The sequence below is a fragment of the Streptomyces sp. Ag82_O1-12 genome (genome assembly GCF_900182715.1).
Taxonomy (GTDB): domain Bacteria; phylum Actinomycetota; class Actinomycetes; order Streptomycetales; family Streptomycetaceae; genus Streptomyces; species Streptomyces massasporeus.
Genome location: NZ_FXUW01000001.1, coordinates 3,361,443 through 3,380,493, shown reverse-complemented (window position 1 = coordinate 3,380,493; position 19,051 = coordinate 3,361,443). Strand labels below are relative to the sequence as shown.

11 protein-coding genes are annotated in these 19,051 nt (G+C 70.5%); 4 read left to right on the top strand and 7 right to left on the bottom strand.

The genetic code is table 11. The features are described 5' to 3' along the window. Positions 1-46: 46 nt before the first annotated feature. Together QOL88_RS15400 and QOL88_RS15395 are read right to left on the bottom strand one after the other, a co-directional pair. On the bottom strand, positions 47-1,219 hold the full coding sequence (locus QOL88_RS15400) for a winged helix-turn-helix domain-containing protein (protein ID WP_097216978.1): 1,173 nt from the start codon (positions 1,217-1,219) through the stop codon (positions 47-49). A 65-nt stretch (positions 1,220-1,284) separates the two neighbouring features. Further along, positions 1,285-1,851 (bottom strand): GNAT family N-acetyltransferase, encoded by a 567-nt coding sequence (locus tag QOL88_RS15395; protein ID WP_097216977.1) that lies wholly within the window; start codon positions 1,849-1,851, stop codon positions 1,285-1,287. Positions 1,852-2,131: 280 nt separating this feature from the next. Between QOL88_RS15395 and secA the strand changes: the two genes are divergently transcribed. Further along, positions 2,132-4,978 (top strand): preprotein translocase subunit SecA, encoded by a 2,847-nt coding sequence (gene secA / locus QOL88_RS15390; protein WP_097216976.1) that lies wholly within the window; start codon positions 2,132-2,134, stop codon positions 4,976-4,978. Between the two features lie 74 nt (positions 4,979-5,052). On the opposite strand, the gene QOL88_RS15385 is transcribed toward secA, so the two are convergent. Continuing rightward, the gene (locus QOL88_RS15385; RefSeq protein ID WP_355807340.1) at positions 5,053-5,373 is read right to left on the bottom strand and encodes an Rv3235 family protein; all 321 of its coding nucleotides are present in this window, start codon (positions 5,371-5,373) and stop codon (positions 5,053-5,055) included. Positions 5,374-6,469: 1,096 nt separating this feature from the next. On the opposite strand from QOL88_RS15385, the gene QOL88_RS15380 reads away from it, so the two are divergent. The 3 genes from QOL88_RS15380 to QOL88_RS15370 all read left to right on the top strand — a co-directional run bounded on the left by QOL88_RS15380 (position 6,470) and on the right by QOL88_RS15370 (position 13,119). Then, the gene (locus QOL88_RS15380; protein WP_097216975.1) at positions 6,470-6,973 is read left to right on the top strand and encodes a DUF6912 family protein; all 504 of its coding nucleotides are present in this window, start codon (positions 6,470-6,472) and stop codon (positions 6,971-6,973) included. Between the two features lie 69 nt (positions 6,974-7,042). After that, positions 7,043-7,708 carry an HAD family hydrolase gene (locus QOL88_RS15375; RefSeq protein ID WP_031107197.1) on the top strand — a complete coding sequence of 222 codons (666 nt, stop codon included), beginning with the start codon at positions 7,043-7,045 and terminating at the stop codon, positions 7,706-7,708. Between the two features lie 458 nt (positions 7,709-8,166). Further along, positions 8,167-13,119: an NAD-glutamate dehydrogenase gene (locus tag QOL88_RS15370; protein ID WP_097216974.1), complete on the top strand. Its 4,953-nt coding sequence runs from the start codon at positions 8,167-8,169 to the stop codon at positions 13,117-13,119. 112 nt (positions 13,120-13,231) lie between these two features. On the opposite strand, the gene QOL88_RS15365 is transcribed toward QOL88_RS15370, so the two are convergent. The 4 genes from QOL88_RS15365 to QOL88_RS15350 form a co-directional block, all read right to left on the bottom strand. Next, positions 13,232-14,878 carry a glycosyltransferase family 2 protein gene (locus tag QOL88_RS15365; protein ID WP_283445894.1) on the bottom strand — a complete coding sequence of 549 codons (1,647 nt, stop codon included), beginning with the start codon at positions 14,876-14,878 and terminating at the stop codon, positions 13,232-13,234. Beyond that, positions 14,875-17,070, bottom strand: a complete 2,196-nt coding sequence (locus tag QOL88_RS15360; RefSeq protein ID WP_097216973.1) for a CDP-glycerol glycerophosphotransferase family protein — start codon at positions 17,068-17,070, stop codon at positions 14,875-14,877. The genes QOL88_RS15365 and QOL88_RS15360 overlap by 4 nt, the downstream gene beginning before the upstream one ends. A gap of 138 nt (positions 17,071-17,208) precedes the next feature. Beyond that, positions 17,209-18,045, bottom strand: a complete 837-nt coding sequence (locus QOL88_RS15355) for an ABC transporter ATP-binding protein (protein ID WP_097216972.1) — start codon at positions 18,043-18,045, stop codon at positions 17,209-17,211. After that, complete coding sequence (locus QOL88_RS15350; RefSeq protein ID WP_097216971.1) at positions 18,038-18,958, bottom strand: ABC transporter permease; 921 nt, start codon at positions 18,956-18,958, stop codon at positions 18,038-18,040. Before QOL88_RS15350 ends, QOL88_RS15355 begins: the two co-directional genes overlap by 8 nt. Positions 18,959-19,051 lie beyond the last annotated feature (93 nt).

Below are 19,051 nucleotides of genomic sequence, written 5' to 3'. Positions count from 1 at the left end.
GGACCCGGGCTTGCCCAGGTACCGGGCTCGGCCAGAGCCCCCGGTCTCAGCCGACGAGGCGGGCGAGTTCCTTCGTCAGGGGCTCGCGCAGGTCAGGTGCGTCGACCCGCTCCACGCGGACGGTCGTGCAGTCCACCCAGGTCGCCGCCTCCGCCAGGGCCTGGGCGACCGCCGGCACGGCCTTCGGGCCGTCCAGCGTGACCTGCTTGGCCACCAGCGTGCGGCCCTCGCGGGCCGGGTCCACGCGGCCGACGAGACGCCCGCCGGCCAGCACCGGCATCGCGAAGTAGCCGTACACACGCTTCTGTTTGGGGACGTAGGCCTCCAGGCGGTGGGTGAAGCCGAAGATCCGCTCCGTGCGCGCCCGCTCCCAGATCAGGGAGTCGAAGGGGGACAGGAGCGTGGTGCGGTGGCGACCGCGCGGGGGCGTCTGAAGGGCCGCGGGGTCGGCCCAGGCCGGCTTGCCCCAGCCCTCGACCGAGACCGGGACCAGGCCCGATTCCGCGATCACCGCGTCGACCTGCTCGCCCTTGAGCCGGTGGTAGTCGGCGATGTCCGCTCGGGTGCCGACCCCTAGGGAACGGCCCGCCAGGCGGACCAGGCGGCGCAGGCACTCGGTGTCATCCAGCTCGTCGTGCAGCAGCTCCTGCGGGACGGCGCGCTCGGCGAGGTCGTAGAGGCGCTTCCAGCCTCGGCGCTCCACGCAGACCACCTCGCCGTACATCAGGGCGCGTTCGACGGCGACCTTGGAGCCGGACCAGTCCCACCAGTCGCTCGTCCTCTTCGCGCCGCCCAACTCCGTCGCGGTGAGGGGGCCTTCGGAACGCAGCTGCTTGACGACCTGGTCGTAGGCGCCGGCGGGGAGCTCGTGGTTCCAGTGCGGGCGGTTGCGGTAGGCGCGGCGGCGGAAGGCGAAGTGGGGCCACTCCTCGATGGGGAGGACGCAGGCGGCATGGGACCAGTACTCGAAGGAGTGCGTGTCCTGCCAATAGGCGTCCTCGACCGTCTTGCGGCCCACCGCGCCCAGGCGGGCGTACGGCACGAGTTCGTGGGAGCGGGCCAGGACCGAGATCGTGTCGAGCTGTATCGCGCCCAGGTGGCGGAGGATGCCACGGACGCCGGAGCGGCGGTCGGGCGCGCCGAGGAAGCCCTGGGCGCGGAGCGCGATTCTGCGGGCCTCGTCGGCGGAGAGGTCTGCGATGGGGCGCGGGGTGGTCATGGCCGCAGAGTAGGCGGTGGGACTGACAACGGGGTGTGACCTGCGGGTCTGCCCGGGAGGGCCGGTCAGCGCGCCGGCAGGTAGGGCGCCGTCGACGGGAGGCCCATGTCCGAGGGGAGCAGGGAACCCACCCAGATGTCCCGGCGTACTCCCTTGTTGTTCATCGCGGAGCGCAGCGTGCCCTCGATCGTGAAGCCCGCTCGTTCCGCCACCGCGCGGGACGCCCGGTTCCCCACCTCCGCACGCCATTCGACGCGGTCGAGAGCGGCATGGGTGAAGGACCAGCGGCAGGCGGCGAGGGCGGCCTCGGTGACGTAGCCGTTGGCGCGGTGCTCCTTCGTGGCCCAGAAGCCGATCTCGCCCATGCCCAGGGCGCGCAGGGTGATGCCGAGCATGCCCGCCAGCCCTCCGGAGTGCGGGAAGACGCCGAAGGTGAACATGGAGCCGTCCGCCCAGCCGTCGGGGACCAGTTGTTCCGTGAAGCTCCGGGCGTGCTCGCGCAGGTAGGGCGAGGGGATCGTGGTCCAACGCTGGATGTCGGGGTCCTGGCAGGCGTCGTACACCGCGTCGGTCTCCTGGGAGCCGACCGTGCGCAGCAGGAGACGGTCCGTGGTGAGGGTGACGGGGTCCATCGACTGATTCTGCTGGGAAGCCGGTCACGACGCCATGTCTTCGCCGTCAGTGAAGGGGTGGTCACGCGTTGTGCAATTCGGTGGAGAGGTGCGGCACTATCCGAGGGGGCCGCACGTTGTCCCCTTTGAAGCAGACGTGAATCAGAATTGAAGCAGCGGACGGTCGCCGTCACAGCAGGCCCTCCCGGCGCGGTGGGGTCCTCGCATACGATGGCCGTTGCTCAGTAAGTCAAGTGGTAACCGACCGTCCCAGGCCCGACCGGCAAGGAGACCAACCCCCGTGTCCGTCCTCTCGAAGATCATGCGTGCAGGCGAAGGCAAGATCCTGCGCAAGCTGCACCGCATCGCGGACCAGGTCAACTCCATCGAAGAGGACTTCGTCGACCTCTCCGACGCCGAGCTGCGCGCCCTCACCGATGAGTACAAGCAGCGCTACGCGGACGGCGAGACCCTGGACGACCTGCTGCCCGAAGCGTTCGCCACCGTCCGCGAGGCCGCCAAGCGCGTCCTCGGCCAGCGTCACTACGACGTGCAGATGATGGGTGGCGCGGCCCTGCACATGGGTTACGTGGCCGAGATGAAGACCGGTGAGGGCAAGACCCTCGTCGGCACCCTGCCGGCGTACCTGAACGCCCTGTCCGGCAAGGGCGTCCACATCATCACGGTCAACGACTACCTGGCCGAGCGCGACTCCGAGATGATGGGCCGCGTCCACCGGTTCCTGGGCCTCGAGGTCGGCTGCATCCTCGCCAACATGACGCCGGCTCAGCGCCGTGAGCAGTACGCCTGCGACATCACGTACGGCACGAACAACGAGTTCGGCTTCGACTACCTGCGCGACAACATGGCGTGGTCCCAGGACGAGCTCGTCCAGCGCGGCCACAACTTCGCCATCGTCGACGAGGTCGACTCCATCCTCATCGACGAGGCCCGTACGCCGCTGATCATCTCCGGCCCGGCCGACCAGGCCACCAAGTGGTACGGGGACTTCGCCAAGCTGGTCAAGCGCCTCAAGCGCGGCGAGGCCGGCCAGCCGCTCAAGGGTCTCGAGGAGACCGGGGACTACGACGTCGACGAGAAGAAGCGCACGGTCGCCATCCACGAGTCCGGCGTCGCCAAGGTCGAGGACTGGCTGGGCATCGACAACCTCTACGAGTCGGTGAACACCCCTCTGGTGGGCTACCTGAACAACGCCATCAAGGCCAAGGAGCTCTTCAAGAAGGACAAGGACTACGTCATCATCGACGACGAGGTCATGATCGTCGACGAGCACACCGGACGTATCCTCGCGGGCCGCCGCTACAACGAGGGCATGCACCAGGCGATCGAGGCCAAGGAAGCGGTGCCGATCAAGGACGAGAACCAGACGCTCGCCACGATCACCCTCCAGAACTTCTTCCGCCTCTACAAGCGCCACGACCACAACGAGAAGGAACAGCCCGGCCTCTGCGGCATGACCGGTACGGCCATGACCGAGGCCGCCGAGTTCCACCAGATCTACAAGCTCGGCGTGGTGCCCATCCCGACGAACCGGCCGATGGTCCGCAAGGACCAGTCGGACCTGATCTACCGGACCGAGGTCGCCAAGTTCGAGGCGGTCGTCGACGACATCGAGGAGAAGCACCGCAAGGGCCAGCCGATCCTCGTCGGCACGACCTCCGTCGAGAAGTCCGAGTACCTCTCGCAGCAGCTCAGCAAGCGCGGCATCCAGCACGAGGTGCTCAACGCCAAGCAGCACGACCGGGAGGCGACGATCGTCGCCCAGGCCGGCCGCAAGGGCGCCGTCACCGTGGCCACCAACATGGCCGGCCGTGGTACGGACATCAAGCTCGGCGGCAGCCCGGAGGACCTCGCCGAAGCGGAGCTGCGCCAGCGCGGCCTCGACCCCGAGGAGCACATCGAGGAGTGGGCGCACGCCCTGCCCGAGGCGCTCGAGCGGGCCGAGAAGGCCGTCAAGAACGAGAAGGACGAGGTCGAGAAGCTCGGCGGGCTCTACGTGCTGGGCACCGAGCGGCACGAGTCGCGGCGCATCGACAACCAGCTGCGCGGTCGTTCCGGCCGACAGGGTGACCCGGGTGAGTCCCGCTTCTACCTCTCCCTCGGCGATGACCTGATGCGCCTGTTCAAGGCCCAGATGGTCGAGCGCGTGATGTCGATGGCGAACGTCCCGGACGACGTGCCGATCGAGAACAAGATGGTCACGCGCGCGATCGCCTCCGCCCAGTCGCAGGTCGAGCAGCAGAACTTCGAGACCCGTAAGAACGTCCTGAAGTACGACGAGGTCCTCAACCGCCAGCGCGAGGTCATCTACGGCGAGCGCCGCCGCGTCCTGGAGGGCGAGGACCTGCACGAGCAGGTGCAGCACTTCATGGACGACACCATCGACGCCTACGTCCAGGCCGAGACCGCCGAGGGCTTCCCGGAGGACTGGGACCTCGACCGGCTGTGGGGCGCCTTCAAGCAGCTCTACCCGTGCAACGTCACCGTCGAGGAGCTGGAGGAGGCGGCCGGCGACCGCGCCGGACTGACCGCCGAGTTCATCGGCGACTCCATCAAGGACGACATCCACGACCAGTACGCGGCGCGTGAGGCGCAGCTCGGCTCCGAGATCATGCGCGAGCTGGAGCGCCGGGTCGTGCTGTCGGTCCTGGACCGCAAGTGGCGCGAGCACCTCTACGAGATGGACTACCTCCAGGAGGGCATCGGCCTGCGCGCCATGGCGCAGAAGGACCCGCTGGTCGAGTACCAGCGCGAGGGCTTCGACATGTTCACCGCCATGATGGAGGGCATCAAGGAGGAGTCCGTCGGCTACCTGTTCAACCTGGAGGTCCAGGTCGAGCAGCAGGTCGAGGAGGTCCCGGTCGAGGACACCAAGCCGGTGGCCGACCTCGAGAAGCAGGACGCGGTGCCGGCGCAGGCGGGCTCCCGGCCGGAGATCCGCGCCAAGGGGCTCGACGTCCCGCAGCGGCGCAACCTGCACTTCTCCGCGCCGACGGTCGACGGTGAGGGCGGCACCATCGAGGGTGACTTCACCGAGGACGGCGAGCCGGTGCGCTCCGAGGCCGACGGCCTGACGCGTGCGGAGCGGCGCAAGCAGTCGCGGAGCCGGGGTCGTCGCAAGAAGTGACGGTTGCCGAGGCGCCGTAGCGGCTTGAGGGGCCGGACACCTGAGGGTGTCCGGCCCCTCGGTTTTTTTGCGCCTCAGTCGGACTCCGGGCGGGGCGGGCGGGGGCCGAGTTCCACCGCCGTGCAGCGCCAGCGCAGGTCCTGGCCGAGTTCCAGGCGGAAGGCCATGGCGCGCAGCCGGTCGCCGGCGCCGACGCGTGCGAAGGCCTCGATGGCGCCCGGGCGCGGTTCGAAGTAGCCGATGTCGCGTACGACGGGGCGGGCGCCGCGGGTGCGCAGGGGGCCGCGTTCGGCCAGCCAGGCCAGTTCGTCGTAGGCGCGGCCGCGGGTGTGGCGGAGCATCGAGTGGACGGGGCGGTGGCCGCTCAGGACGGCGACGAGGAGGTCGGCGAACACGTCGGTGGGCAGAGGCTGGGGGATCGCCGCGTGCCGGGACCCTTGAGCCGGGACGCGCGGGGCGGCTTCGGTGGAGGTGGAGCCCGGGACGGCGAGGTCCGTGCCCGGCGCCCGGGTGGCGGCTGCCTCCGGGGCCCTACGGGGGGTTGTGCGGGTCGGGGCGAGGGTCGGCGGGCGAGTGTCCGCCGGGCGGGTGCGGGAGGCCCTGGCGCGAGCGGAGGCGGGTGGACGACCGCCCGCAGCCGAAGGCCGGGAGCGCCCACTGCCGGGGGATCGCGGGGGCGCGGCAGCGGCGGGGACGGGCGGGGCGGATCCGGGGCCGACGGGGGTGCGGGGTGAGGTGCTTGGGGATCGGCGGGGCGCTGCGCTGCCGGGGGTGCGGGGTGTGGGGTTCGCGGGAGGGCACGGGGCGGTGTGTGCCGGGGCGTCGGGTGCGGTGCTGCCGACAGCGGCGGGTGTGGTGTGCGTGGAGGTGCCGGGTGTGGCGGATCCCGGGTCGGCGGTGGTGGTGCTGGGTGCGGTGCTCGCAGATCCGTGGGGCGCTGCGCTGCCGGGGGTGCGGGGTGTGGGATTCGCCGGAGGTCGCGGGCCGGCGGTGTCGGCGGGCACGCGGGGTGTGGTGCTCGCAGATCGGCGGGGCGTTGCGCTGCCGGAGGCAGGCGAGGGGGTGCCGGGTGCTGTGCTGTCGCGGGAGGCGGACCTCGGGGAGTGGGGCGTCGGGCGGTGTTGGGTCCTGGTCATGACCTTGTGCATGGGGGTCCCCGTTTCGTGGGCCCGGTTGATACCGGGGAGTAACTTCGGGTTGGTGATCTTGTACGGGGCCGACGGGGGCCGGGGCAAGGAAGCGGGACCCGGCTCGCGGGCGCCGGAATGTTCACCTATCCGGGTGATGTCGGGGGCGTGGAGCCCGAGATCGCGGGGATGCGCCGGGTGAATTCCGGGCCTGGGGTGGACGCGTCCGGCGCCCCGGGCCGGGACTCGAAAGGGGACGCCCCGCACGTATCCTGAAGGCCCTCCGGGAGCTCTCCCGAGCTCTCCCGAGCTCTCCTGACCCCTCTGACCACGACCATGACCACGACCACGAAAGCGGCCAGCCATGCGTGTCTACGTGCCCCTGACCCTCCCCGGTCTCGCCGAGGCGTACAAGACGGGTGAGCTGGGAGCCGGCGCGTTCGTCGCCTACGCCGTGACGCCAGGGCTGCGCGACTGGTACGCCTCCGACGACATCGAGGAACTGGAGTACGCGGCGCTCGGCCGGGCCGCGCTGGCCTCGCTGCGCCTGCTGGCGGCCGAGCCAGAGGCCCCGCGGCGCCGGATCGTGATCGCCGTGGACGTGCCCGACCGGGCCGCGAGCGCGGATCACGACCCGGCGGAGCCGGGGGAGGTGCGGGTCGCGGGGCCGGTGCCGTTGGGCAAGGCCGCGTCCGTGCACGTCGACGCGGCGGACGCGCAGGCCGGGGTGACGGCGGCCGCCGAGGCGCTGCCGGCGGCGGACCGCGGGGACGACGACGCGCAGTCCGTCGTGGACGGCGCCGAGGACCACGAGCTGCTGTGGTTCGCCACGCAGGAGATCGCGAACCTGGTGGGCCACGGAGGCTGAACCGGCCGCGGGGGGCGCGTTGAGGTGCCGTTCTCTTGATTGTCAGTGCGGGCGGGTACGTTTTTGGGCATGGGGATGAAGACGGGCGCGCACATTGTCTGGGACTGGAACGGGACGCTGTTCCACGACATCGACGCGATCATCGGGGCGACGAACGCGGCCTTCGCCGAGCTGGGGCTGGAGCCGCTGACGCTGGAGAAGTACCGGGAGCTGTACTGCGTACCGGTGCCGAAGTTCTATGAGCGGCTGATGGGGCGGCTGCCGACCGAGGCCGAGTGGGAGGCCATGGACGACATCTTCCACCGGTACTACGCCGAGCACCGGACGGCGTGCGGGCTGACGGTGGGGGCCGTGGAGCTGCTGGCCGGGTGGCGTTCGGCGGGGCGCAGCCAGTCGATCCTGAGCATGTACGTGCACGAGGAGCTGGTTCCGCTGGTGCGCGGGTTCGGCATCGAGCCGCACTTCATACGGGTGGACGGGCGGACCGGGCCGTCAGGGGGCAGCAAGGCCGAGCACATGGTGCGGCACCTCGCGTCGCTGAGCGGTGTGGCGCCGGAGCGGACCGTGGTGATCGGGGACGCGGCGGACGACGCGGTGGCCGCGCTGCACGTGGGAGCCCGGGCCGTGCTGTACACCGGCGGGTCGCACAGTCGGGTGAGTCTGGAAACCGTCGGCGTTCCTGTCGTGGACACGCTTGAGGAAGCGGTAGCCGAGGCTGAGCGGCTCGCGGCCTGACGGGCGCACCTGACCGGAACCGGCAGCGACACTGTGCAGAACGTCAAACTTCCAGGGCTGGTTTTGTACACATACGGCTCATGACGGAGCCCCTGTAAGGAGCGATAGCCTTGGTGGCGTGATCAGCGCGATAGTTCGCGGGGACGTCGTCGTCCCTGCCCTGCGCCCGGAGAGCACGGACGACATCCGTGACCGGGCGGCGGTCGCTGGTCTTCGCGGGCGGGACGTGACATCGAGGACTCCCGGGACCCCGAGCATCACCTGGATTCGGGCGTCGCAGAGAGCAGCGTCACACCGGTGCGGCAGCTCAAGAATGGCTCAGACACCCCCGCTCATCTCACCTTGCGGCATAGCGTCGGAACAGACCGGATACCCCGTGTCACGACGTGAGGTCGTAAGCGCAGAGGCCGTACTTCCTTCTACGTCACGCAACGGCGCGCGACAGGAGCCAGAGGACAATGCAGACCAAGCTGGACGAAGCCAAGGCCGAGTTGCTCGAGAGGGCCGCCCGGGTAGCTGAGAACAGCCCGGTCGGGGGGCACCTACCGACCGGGTCGACGGGCGAGGAGACCCCAGACGCCCAGAAGGCCCCGGACCGCGAGACCCTCCTGACGTTCCTCCAGCGTTACTACCTGCACACGGCCCCGGAGGACCTCACCGACCGCGACCCGGTCGACGTCTTCGGAGCGGCCGTATCGCACTACCGGCTGGCCGAGAACCGCCCCCAGGGCACGGCGAACGTGCGGGTGCACACCCCCACGGTCGAAGAGAACGGGTGGACCTGCAGCCACTCCGTGGTCGAGGTCGTCACCGACGACATGCCCTTCCTCGTCGACTCCGTCACCAATGAGCTGACGCGTCAGGGGCGCGGGATCCACGTCGTCATCCACCCCCAGTTCGTGGTGCGGCGCGATGTCACCGGCAAGCTCATCGAGGTCCTGTCGACCCCGCCCACCGGCGACCTTCCGCACGACGTGCACGTCGAGTCCTGGATCCACGTCGAGATCGACCGTGAGACCGACCGGGCCGATCTGAAGCAGATCACCGCCGACCTGCTGCGCGTGCTGTCCGACGCCCGTGAGGCCGTCGAGGACTGGGGCAAGATGCGCGAGGCGGCGATCCGGCTGGCGGAGGGGCTGCCGGACGAGTCCATCCCCGACGACCTGCCCGGGCCCCAGGTCGAGGAGGCCCGCGAACTGCTGCGCTGGCTCGCCGACGACCACTTCACCTTCCTCGGCTACCGCGAGTACCAGCTCCGCGAAGACGATTCGCTGGCCGCCGTGCCCGGCACCGGGCTCGGCATACTGCGCGCGGACCCGCAGCACGCCGGGGAGGAGAGCCACCCGGTCAGCCCGTCGTTCGAGCGGCTGCCCGCCGACGCCCGGGCCAAGGCGCGCGAGCACAAGCTGCTCGTGCTGACCAAGGCGAACAGCCGGGCGACCGTGCACCGGCCGTCGTACCTGGACTACATCGGCGTCAAGAAGTTCGACGCCGACGGCAACGTCATCGGCGAGCGCCGGTTCCTCGGGCTGTTCTCCTCCGCCGCCTACACCGAGTCCGTGCGCCGGGTCCCGGTCATCCGGCGCAAGGTCGAGGAGGTCCTGGAGCGTGCCGGGTTCTCACCCAACAGCCACGACGGCCGCGACCTGACGCAGATCCTGGAGACGTACCCGCGCGACGAGCTCTTCCAGACCCCGGCCGACGAGCTGCGGGCCATCGTCACCTCCGTGCTCTACCTCCAGGAGCGCAGGCGCCTGCGGCTCTACCTGCGCCAGGACGAATACGGGCGCTACTACTCCGCCCTCGTCTACCTCCCGCGCGACCGCTACACCACGGCCGTCCGCCTGCGGATCATCGAGATCCTCAAGGAGGAGCTCGGCGGCATCAGCGTCGACTTCACCGCCTGGAACACCGAGTCGATCCTGTCCCGGCTGCACTTCGTGGTCCGGGTCCCGCAGGGCACCGAACTGCCGGAGCTGTCCGACTCCGACAAGGAGCGCATCGAGGCCCGGCTGGTGGAGGCCGCCCGCTCCTGGGAGGACGCCTTCGCCGAGGCGCTCAACGCCGAGCTCGGCGAGGAGCACGCGGCCGAGGCGATGCGCCGGTACGCGCACGCCTTCCCCGAGGGCTACAAGGCCGACCACAACCCCCGCGCCGCGGTCGCCGACCTCGTCCACCTCGAGCAGCTGAACAGCGAGGCGGACCAGGACTTCGCGCTCAGCCTCTACGAGCCGGTGGGCGCCGCCCCCGAGGAGCGCCGCTTCAAGATCTACCGCACGGGCGACGCGATCTCCCTCTCGGCCGTCCTGCCGGTCCTCAACCGGCTCGGTGTCGAGGTCGTCGACGAGCGGCCGTACGAGCTGCGCTGCTCGGACCGCAGCGTGGCCTGGATCTACGACTTCGGTCTGCGCATGCCCCGCGCCAACGGCGCCGGGGACCACTTCGGCGACGACGCCCGCGAGCGCTTCCAGGACGCCTTCTCCGCCACCTGGACCGGCAAGGCGGAGAACGACGGCTTCAACGCCCTCGTGCTGAGCGCCGGGCTGACCTGGCGCCAGGCGGTGGTCCTGCGGGCGTACGCCAAGTACCTGCGCCAGGCCGCGTCGACGTTCAGCCAGGACTACATGGAGGACACCCTCCGCAACAACGTCCACACCACCCGCCTGCTCGTCTCCCTGTTCGAGGCGCGGATGTCGCCCGACCGGCAGCGCGCGGGGCACGAGATCGTGGACGCGCTGCTGGAGGAGGTCGACGCGGCCCTCGACCAGGTGGCCTCGCTCGACGAGGACCGGATCCTCAGGTCCTTCCTGACGGTCATCAAGGCGACGCTGCGGACCAACTTCTTCCAGGAGGCCGCGGGCGGCAAGCCGCACGACTACGTCTCCATGAAGTTCGACCCGCAGGCGATCCCCGACCTGCCGGCACCCCGCCCGGCGTTCGAGATCTGGGTGTACTCGCCGCGCGTCGAGGGCGTCCACCTGCGCTTCGGCAAGGTCGCGCGCGGTGGCCTGCGCTGGTCCGACCGGCGTGAGGACTTCCGCACCGAGATCCTCGGCCTGGTCAAGGCGCAGATGGTCAAGAACACCGTCATCGTGCCGGTCGGCGCCAAGGGCGGCTTCGTCGCCAAGCAGCTGCCGGACCCCTCCGTGGACCGGGACGCGTGGATGGCGGAGGGCATCGCCAGCTACAAGACGTTCATCTCGGCGCTGCTCGACATCACCGACAACATGGTCGCGGGCGAGGTCGTGCCCCCGGCCGACGTTGTCCGGCACGACGAGGACGACACCTACCTCGTCGTCGCCGCCGACAAGGGCACCGCGACCTTCTCCGACATCGCCAACGGGGTCGCCGAGAACTACAACTTCTGGCTCGGTGACGCCTTCGCCTCCGGTGGCTCCGCCGGTTACGACCACAAGGGCATGGGCATCACCGCCCGCGGCGCCTGGGAGTCCGTCAAGCGGCACTTCCGGGAGCTGGGCGTGGACACCCAGACCGAGGACTTCACGGTCGTCGGCATCGGCGACATGTCCGGTGACGTGTTCGGCAACGGCATGCTGCTCTCCGAGCACATCCGCCTGGTGGCCGCCTTCGACCACCGGCACATCTTCATCGACCCGAACCCGGACGCCGCCACCTCCTACGCCGAGCGCCGCCGCCTGTTCGAGCTGCCCCGCTCCAGCTGGGAGGACTACAACACGGAGCTGCTGTCGGCCGGCGGCGGCATCTTCCCGCGCACGGCCAAGGCGATCCCGGTCAACGCCCACATCCGCGAGGCGCTCGGCATCGAGGCCAAGGTCACCAAGCTGACCCCGGCCGACCTGATGAAGGCGATCCTCCACGCGCCGGTGGACCTGCTGTGGAACGGCGGCATCGGCACATACGTCAAGTCCTCCACCGAGTCCAACGCGGACGTCGGGGACAAGGCCAACGACGCCATCCGCGTCGACGGCACGGACCTGCGCGTCAAGGTCGTCGGCGAGGGCGGCAACCTCGGCCTGACCCAGCTCGGCCGGATCGAGTTCGCGCTGCAGGGCGGCCGGATCAACACCGACGCCATCGACAACAGCGCGGGCGTGGACACCTCCGACCACGAGGTGAACATCAAGATCCTGCTCAACGGCCTGGTCCGGGACGGCGACATGACCGTCAAGCAGCGCAACAAGCTGCTCGCCGACATGACCGACGAGGTCGGCCACCTGGTGCTGCGCAACAACTACGCGCAGAACACGGCGATCGCGAACGCCCTCGCCCAGTCCGGCGCCATGCTCCACGCCCAGCAGCGCTTCATGAAGCACCTGGTCAGGGAGGGTCATCTCGACCGGGCGCTGGAGTTCCTGCCCACCGACCGGCAGATCCGCGAGCGGCTCGCCCAGGGGCAGGGCCTGACCGGCCCGGAGACGGCCGTGCTGCTGGCGTACACGAAGATCACCGTCGCCGAGGAGCTGCTGCACACCTCGCTGCCGGACGACCCGTACCTGAGCACCCTGCTGCACGCGTACTTCCCGACCGAGCTGCGCGAGCAGTTCCCCGACCACCTCGTCTGCCACCCGCTGCGCCGTGAGATCACCACGACCGTGCTGGTCAACGACACGGTGAACACGGGCGGTACGACATATCTGCACCGGCTGCGCGAGGAGACCGGCGCGTCGCTGGAGGAGATCGTGCGGGCGCAGACCGCGGCCCGGGCGATCTTCCGCCAGTCCCCGGTGTGGGACGGGGTCGAGGCACTCGACAACAAGGTCGAGGCCGAGGTCCAGACCCGCATCCGGCTGCACGCCCGCCGCCTGGTGGAGCGCGGCACGCGCTGGCTGCTCAACAACCGGCCGCAGCCGCTGCAGCTGGCCGAGACCGTCGACTTCTTCGCCGACCGCGTCGAGCAGGTCTGGTCGCAGCTGCCCAAGCTGCTGCGCGGCGCCGACCAGGAGTGGTACGGGAAGATCTACGACGAACTGACGGGTGTCGGCGTCCCGGACGAACTCGCCACCCGGGTGGCGGGCTTCTCCTCGGCCTTCCCGACGCTCGACATCGTCTCGATCGCCGACCGCATGGACCGGGAACCGCTGGACGTCGCCGAGGTCTACTACGACCTCGCCGACCGGCTGCGCATCACCCAGCTCATGGACCGCATCTCCGAGCTGCCCCGCACCGACCGCTGGCAGTCCATGGCCCGTGCGGCGATCCGCGAGGACCTGTACGCGGCGCACGCGGCGGTGACCGCCGACGTCCTGGCCGTGGGCGACGGCACTTCGACGCCGGAGCAGCGCTTCAAGGCGTGGGAGCAGAAGAACGCGGCGATCCTCGGCCGGGCCCGCGCCACGCTGGAGGAGATTCAGAGCTCCGAGTCGTTCGACCTCGCCAACCTGTCGGTGGCGATGCGCACGATGAGGACGCTGCTGCGCACGCACTCGTAGCCGCGGGACGTACGGCGTGACAGGCGCCCCGGGCCGGAATCGGCCCGGGGCGCCTGCCGTTCGAATCCGACGCCGCACGAGGAGCCGGGGGCCCCGAGGCCGGGAGATGGGGTTACTTGAGCGCGCTCGCCACCAGCCGCACGGCCCGCTTCACCCTCGGGCGGGCCAGTCTGCGGGCCGTCGGGCGGATCAGCTTCGCCGTGACCCCCACCGGTTCCCAGCGGACCTGGAGACGGCCCGGGGCGTGGCCCTCCGGTTCCACCGTCAGGTGGTGGGAGGGGACGCGGGTCGTCAGGGTCGGGAAGGCTAGGGGGGCCAGGAGCAGGCCCGTGTGAGAGAGGCCTTGGTGCTGGAGGCGGAGCAGGGGGTGGCGGATGCCCGCGAACCCGTGGAGGGGGAGCGAGGCCGCCCCGAGGTCCAGGTGGGCGTGGCCCTCGAAGAGGCCGGGACGCACGGGGGAGAGGCGGAAGTGGACGCGCAGGCGGCGGCCGCCCGGGGCGATGAGGAGCGTCGCCCGTTGCGGGCCCACGGGGAGGCGCAGCGCCGGGTCGTAGGTGCGGATCGTGAGGTCGATCGAGGCGCCAGGGCCCCGGGTGATCTCCGTGATCTCGTGGCGGAACTGGGCGCTCGGGAAGGGGCGGGTCTCCAACTCCAGGTCGGAGATGTCCAGTTCCCGGCGTGCCCATTCCGACTCGGGGACTCGGTCCCCCCAATAGGTGCGGCCCTCCGCGTCGGCGGTCACGCGCCTCGGGCCCACTCCGTGGCCGAGGCCCCGGGCGGCCAGGCGGGCCTCCGGCAGGCGGCGGTCGCGGATCAGCTGGACGACGACGCGTTCGGCGCGCGGGAGACGCGCGAACGCACCCGGCGTGAGCGTGTCGAGGTAGGGGGTGACGATGTCCGCGAAGGACGTCAGCCAGGCGTCGTCCCGGTAGGGCAGGTCACCGGCGTACATCCGGAAGTCGTGCTTGAGGAACTTGTGGTCCTTGTCCTCGCGCAGCGACTCGTGCCCGCTCTCGGACAGGAACGCGTCGATGAGGTGCTGGACGTGGACGCGGTCCCGGACGTTGGCCAGCTTGTGCCGCTGGTTGGATATCGAGGCCGTCTCGGAGGCCGCGAAGGGCGCCACGTACCAGCGGTAGACCGGCTGCGGAATGATCGTGAAGGTCTTGGCCAGGCAGTACGCCTGCGCCGAGAACAGCTGGTCCTCGTAGTGGATGCCCTCGGGGAAGCGCAGGTCGTGCCGGTCGAGGAAGGCGCGGGCGTACATCTTGCTGGTGGACAGGTGCTCGAAGAACAGCCGCGGGTCGGCCTCGATGCCGTCGAGGGTGCGGCGCTCGGCGACCAGGTGCGGCATCCACGTCGAGCGGCGGCCGTTGTCCACGCGGACCCGTTGCACCGCGCCCATCGCGAAGTCGATCTCGCGTTCGCGGTGGGCGGCGAGCAGCAGTTCCACGGCGTTGTCGGGGAGTTCGTCGTCACTGTCGAGGAACATCAGGAACGGCGCCCGCGCGATCTGCAGGGCGCGGTTGCGCGGGGCGCTGCAGCCGCCGCTGTTCCGCTCCAGGCGCAGATGGCGGATGCGGGGGTCCTGGGCCGCGAGCCGCTGTGCCACCGCCGGAGTCGCGTCCGTGGAGTGGTCGTCGCTGATGACGATCTCGAGGTTGGCGTGGGTCTGGCGGCGGACCGATTCGACCGCGCGGGTGAGCCGTTCGGCGTCGTTGTAGACGATGACCGTCACGGTGACGTCAGGGGTGCTCATGCGGTCGCCTCCTGCGGGGTCGGGGCCGGAGTGCGTTCCTCGATCGGCAGCACGGGCGGCAGGTCCCGTCCGTCTTGGCCGAGGAAGACCCGGCGGACGACGCGTTCGGCGGCGCGTCCGTCGTCGTACTCGCAGAACCGGCGCCGGAAGACGGTCCGGGTCTTCGCCGCGCCCTCGTCGCGCCAGGCCTCGGTGGTGAGGATCTCCGTCAGTTCCTGCTGAGTGCGGGCGACCGGGCCCGGGGCCTGGTCCATCAGGTCGAAGTAGACGCCGCGGGTCGTGCGGTACGTCTCCCAGTCGTCGGCATGGATCACGATCGGCCGGTCGAGGTTGGCGTAGTCGAACATGATCGAGGAGTAGTCCGTGACCAGGACGTCCGCCGCCAGGCACAGTTCCTCGACCGGGTCGTAGGAGGAGACGTCGATGATCCGGCCGGTGCGGCGCAGGTTCGTGAGCGGGGAGGCGGCGCCGCCGTAGAAGTAGTGGCCGCGCACGAGCAGGACCGTGTCCTCGCCCAGACGGTCGGAGAGGGCGGCGAGGTCCAGGCGCGGCGTCCAGCCTGCCTCGTAGTCGCGGTGGGTGGGCGCGTAGAGGACGGCGCGGCGGCCCGGGGCGATGCCGAGGCGGTCGCGGACCCTGCGGATGTCGCCGGCGCCGGCCGTGTAGTACACGTCGTTGCGCGGATAGCCGTGGTCCAGGGAGATGTAGCGCGACGGGTACGCACGCTCCCACATGCGGGTGGTGTGGCTGTTGGCGGAGATGCTGAAGTCCCACTTGTCGATGCGCTCCAGCAGCGCCTTGAAGTCCAGGCCCTGCGCGGCGGCCGGGAACGCCATCTGGTCGATGCCCATGCGCTTCAGGGGCGTGCCGTGGTGGGTCTGGACGTGGATCGCGTCCGGGCGTTTGACCACCGCGTTCGGGAAGTTGACGTTGTTGACGAGGTACTTGGCGGTCGCCAGCGCCTCCCAGTAGCGGCGGCTTCCGGGCACCACGTGGTCGGTGCCGGGCGGCAGGAGGGCCGCGTTCTCCTCGGTGACCACCCACACCGCGTGGATCTGCGGGGCCAGTTCGGCGAGCTTGGCGGCGATCGCGGCGGGGTTGCAGGCGACGCCGCGGTTCCAGTACGCCGAGAACACCGCGAGATGCGGATTGACGGGGCGGCCGAGCGCCTTGCGGTACTGGTGGTCGCGGAGCTTGGCGCCGGCCTGGCGCTTGCGGGTCCGCAGGGCCGACTTGGCGGTGCGGCGGGTGCGGTTGACGGCCTGGAAGGCGCGGTACTTCGCGTAGGCGCCCTCCTCCAGCAGGGAGCGGCGGACGCCTTCGAGCCCGGCCGGACGGCGGTGCTTCTCGGGGCGGCGGCGCAGGGCGGCCAGGGACGCCCGGCGGAAGAACTCCCGCGCGACCTCCTCCGGCATGCCGCCGCGCGCGAAGGTGCGCAGGCAGTCGCGGACCATGAGGTCGTAGAGCACGGTGTGCGCGGCCCGCCGGTCGCGGGTGAGGTCGAGAAGGGACTCGTAGCGCTCGACGAGGCCGTAGCGCTGCTCGGGCGTGACCGGCGGCAGGCTCGCGGGGCGCAGCCGGCGGTCCTCGTAGGCGACGTGCGGCAGGCAGGCGACGCGGTCGGCGAGCAGCAGGGCGGCCAGGGCGGCGTACGGCTCGTCGTCGGTGCTCAGCCGCGACTCGTGCGCCCGCCAGAAGTCCGCGCGCAGGACCCGGGTGCCGAGCAGCGGGGTCAGCCGCAGCAGCGGGGCGCAGTCGTCGAGGGCGACGTCGGCGCGGCCCGCCCGGGCGAGGATCGCGCCGTCCGGGGAGGGCATGCCGGAGGTGTGCCAGGTGCTGCGGACGTGGTCCAGGAGGAGGACGTCGACCTCGCCCGGGAGTTCGGCGACCCGTTCGGCGACCGTGCGCGGGGTGCCGGCGGGCAGGCCGTCCTTGGCGTGGACGAAGTGCAGCCAGCGGCCGGCGGCCCGGGCCGCGCCCGCCGCCCGGGCCGCCGCGTCGCCCGTGCCGTCCGGCAACGGCACGACCTGCACGTCGGGGGCGTGCCGCTCGGCCGTCTCCCGGGCCCAGTCGCCGACCGCCGCCACGATCACCTCGGCGTCCGGGAGGGTGTGGGCGGCGAGGGAGTCGAGGAGTTCCGTCAGATGGTCCTGAACGTTCGGCCCGTGGACGACGATACTGAGCTCGGCCATCACAGGGACCCCTCTCACAGCTGCACCGTATGCGGTCATGCTGCCATCAATGAGACAAAAGGGCCGACCGGGTGGGCCTCACGAGGGAACGGCGGCTTTCACGAGGGAACGGCGGCTTTCACCAGGGGGCGGCGGCCTTCACGAGGGAACGGTGACCTTCGGCTTGGCTTTCGGCTTCGGCTTGTCCGCCTTGTCGCCGGTGAACGCCTCGTACTCCTTGAGGACGTCCTCCGTCGGCCCGTCCATGCGCAGCTCGCCGCGCTCCAGCCACAGCACCCGGTCGCAGGTGTCACGGATCGACTTGTTGTTGTGGCTGACCAGGAACACCGTGCCCGCGTGCTTACGCAGCTCGCGGATGCGCTCCTCGGAGCGCTTCTGGAAGGAGCGGTCGCCGGTGGCCAGCGCCTCGTCGATCAGCAGGACGTCGTGGTCCTTGGCGGCGGCGATGGAGAACCGGAGGCGGGCCGCCATGCCGGAGGAGTACGTCCGCATCGGCAGGGTGATGAAGTCGCCCTTCTCGTTGATGCCCGAGAAGTCGACGATCTCCTGGTAGCGGTCCTTGATCTGTTCGCGGGACATGCCCATGGCCAGGCCGCCGAGGTGCACGTTGCGCTCGCCGGTCAGGTCGTTCATCAGGGCGGCGTTGACGCCGAGGAGGGAGGGCTGGCCGTCGGTGTAGATATGGCCGTTCTCCACGGGGAGGAGCCCGGCGACGGCCTTCAGCAGGGTCGACTTGCCGGAGCCGTTGGTGCCGATCAGGCCGATCGCCTCGCCCCGGTAGGCGACGAAGGACACGTTCTTCACCGCGTGCACCCGGCGCACGCCCGATGCCTTCTCGGTCTGCTTGCGACGCACGATGCGGTTGAGGGCGGCGGTCGCGGAACCGCGTCCGGCGCCGGTGCCGTTGACGCGGTAGACGATGTCGACGCCGTCGGCGACGACGGTGGGAACCTTCTCGTTCGGGTGCTCAGCCACGGCCGTACGTCTCCTCAGCCTTCCAGAAGTAGATGAAGCCGCCGACCCCGGCGATCAGCGCCCAGGCGGTGGCGATCGCCCACACGTGGGCGGGGAGCTGGCTCGCGTGGAAGCTGTCGATCAGGGCGAAGCGCATCAGGTCGATGTAGACGGCGGCCGGGTTGGCCGCCAGCGCGATGGTCACCACGTGGGGCAGGCTGTCCTTCTGCGCCAGCTTGTCGATGCTCCACATGACACCCGAGACGTACATCCAGGTGCGCAGCACGAACGGCATCAGCTGCGCGATGTCGGGGGTCTTGGCACCCATCCGGGCCATGACCATGGAGACGCCCGCGTTGAACGTGAACTGCAGGAACAGGGCCGGGAGCGCCAGCAGCCAGGACACGCCGACCGGCACGCCGAAGCAGAGCAGGATGACGACCAGCGCGCCCATCGAGAACAGCAGCTGCTGGAGCTGCTGGAGGCAGAAGGAGATCGGCAGCGCGGCGCGCGGGAAGTGCAGGGCGCGCACCAGGCCGAGGTTGCCGGAGATGGCGCGGGTGCCCGCCATGATCGAGCTCTGCGTGAACGTCCAGATGAACACGCCCGTGACCAGGAACGGGATGTAGTCCGGCACGCCGTGCTTGGTGCCGAGCAGCACGCCGAAGATGAAGTAGTAGACCGCCGCGTTCAGCAGCGGGGTCATCACCTGCCAGACCTGGCCGAGCTTCGCCTGGCTGTACTGGGCGGTGAGCTTGGCGGTGGCGAACGCGGTGATGAAGTGGCGGCGGGCCCACAGCCGGCGGACGTACTCGGGCAGGGAAGGCCGGGCGCCGCTGACCGAGAGGCCGTGGCGGGCGGCGAGGGCCGTGAGGTCGTCGTAGACCGGGGCCGGGGCTGGAGGCTGGGGCGGTGTGTGGAGGACCGTACTCACATCCGCTGCTTTCGCTCGGGGGCTGTGGGACCAGGAGCCGCGAAGAGCAAGGGCTGAGGGGTGGCTTTTACCGGACTCTTCACGAATTCTTAC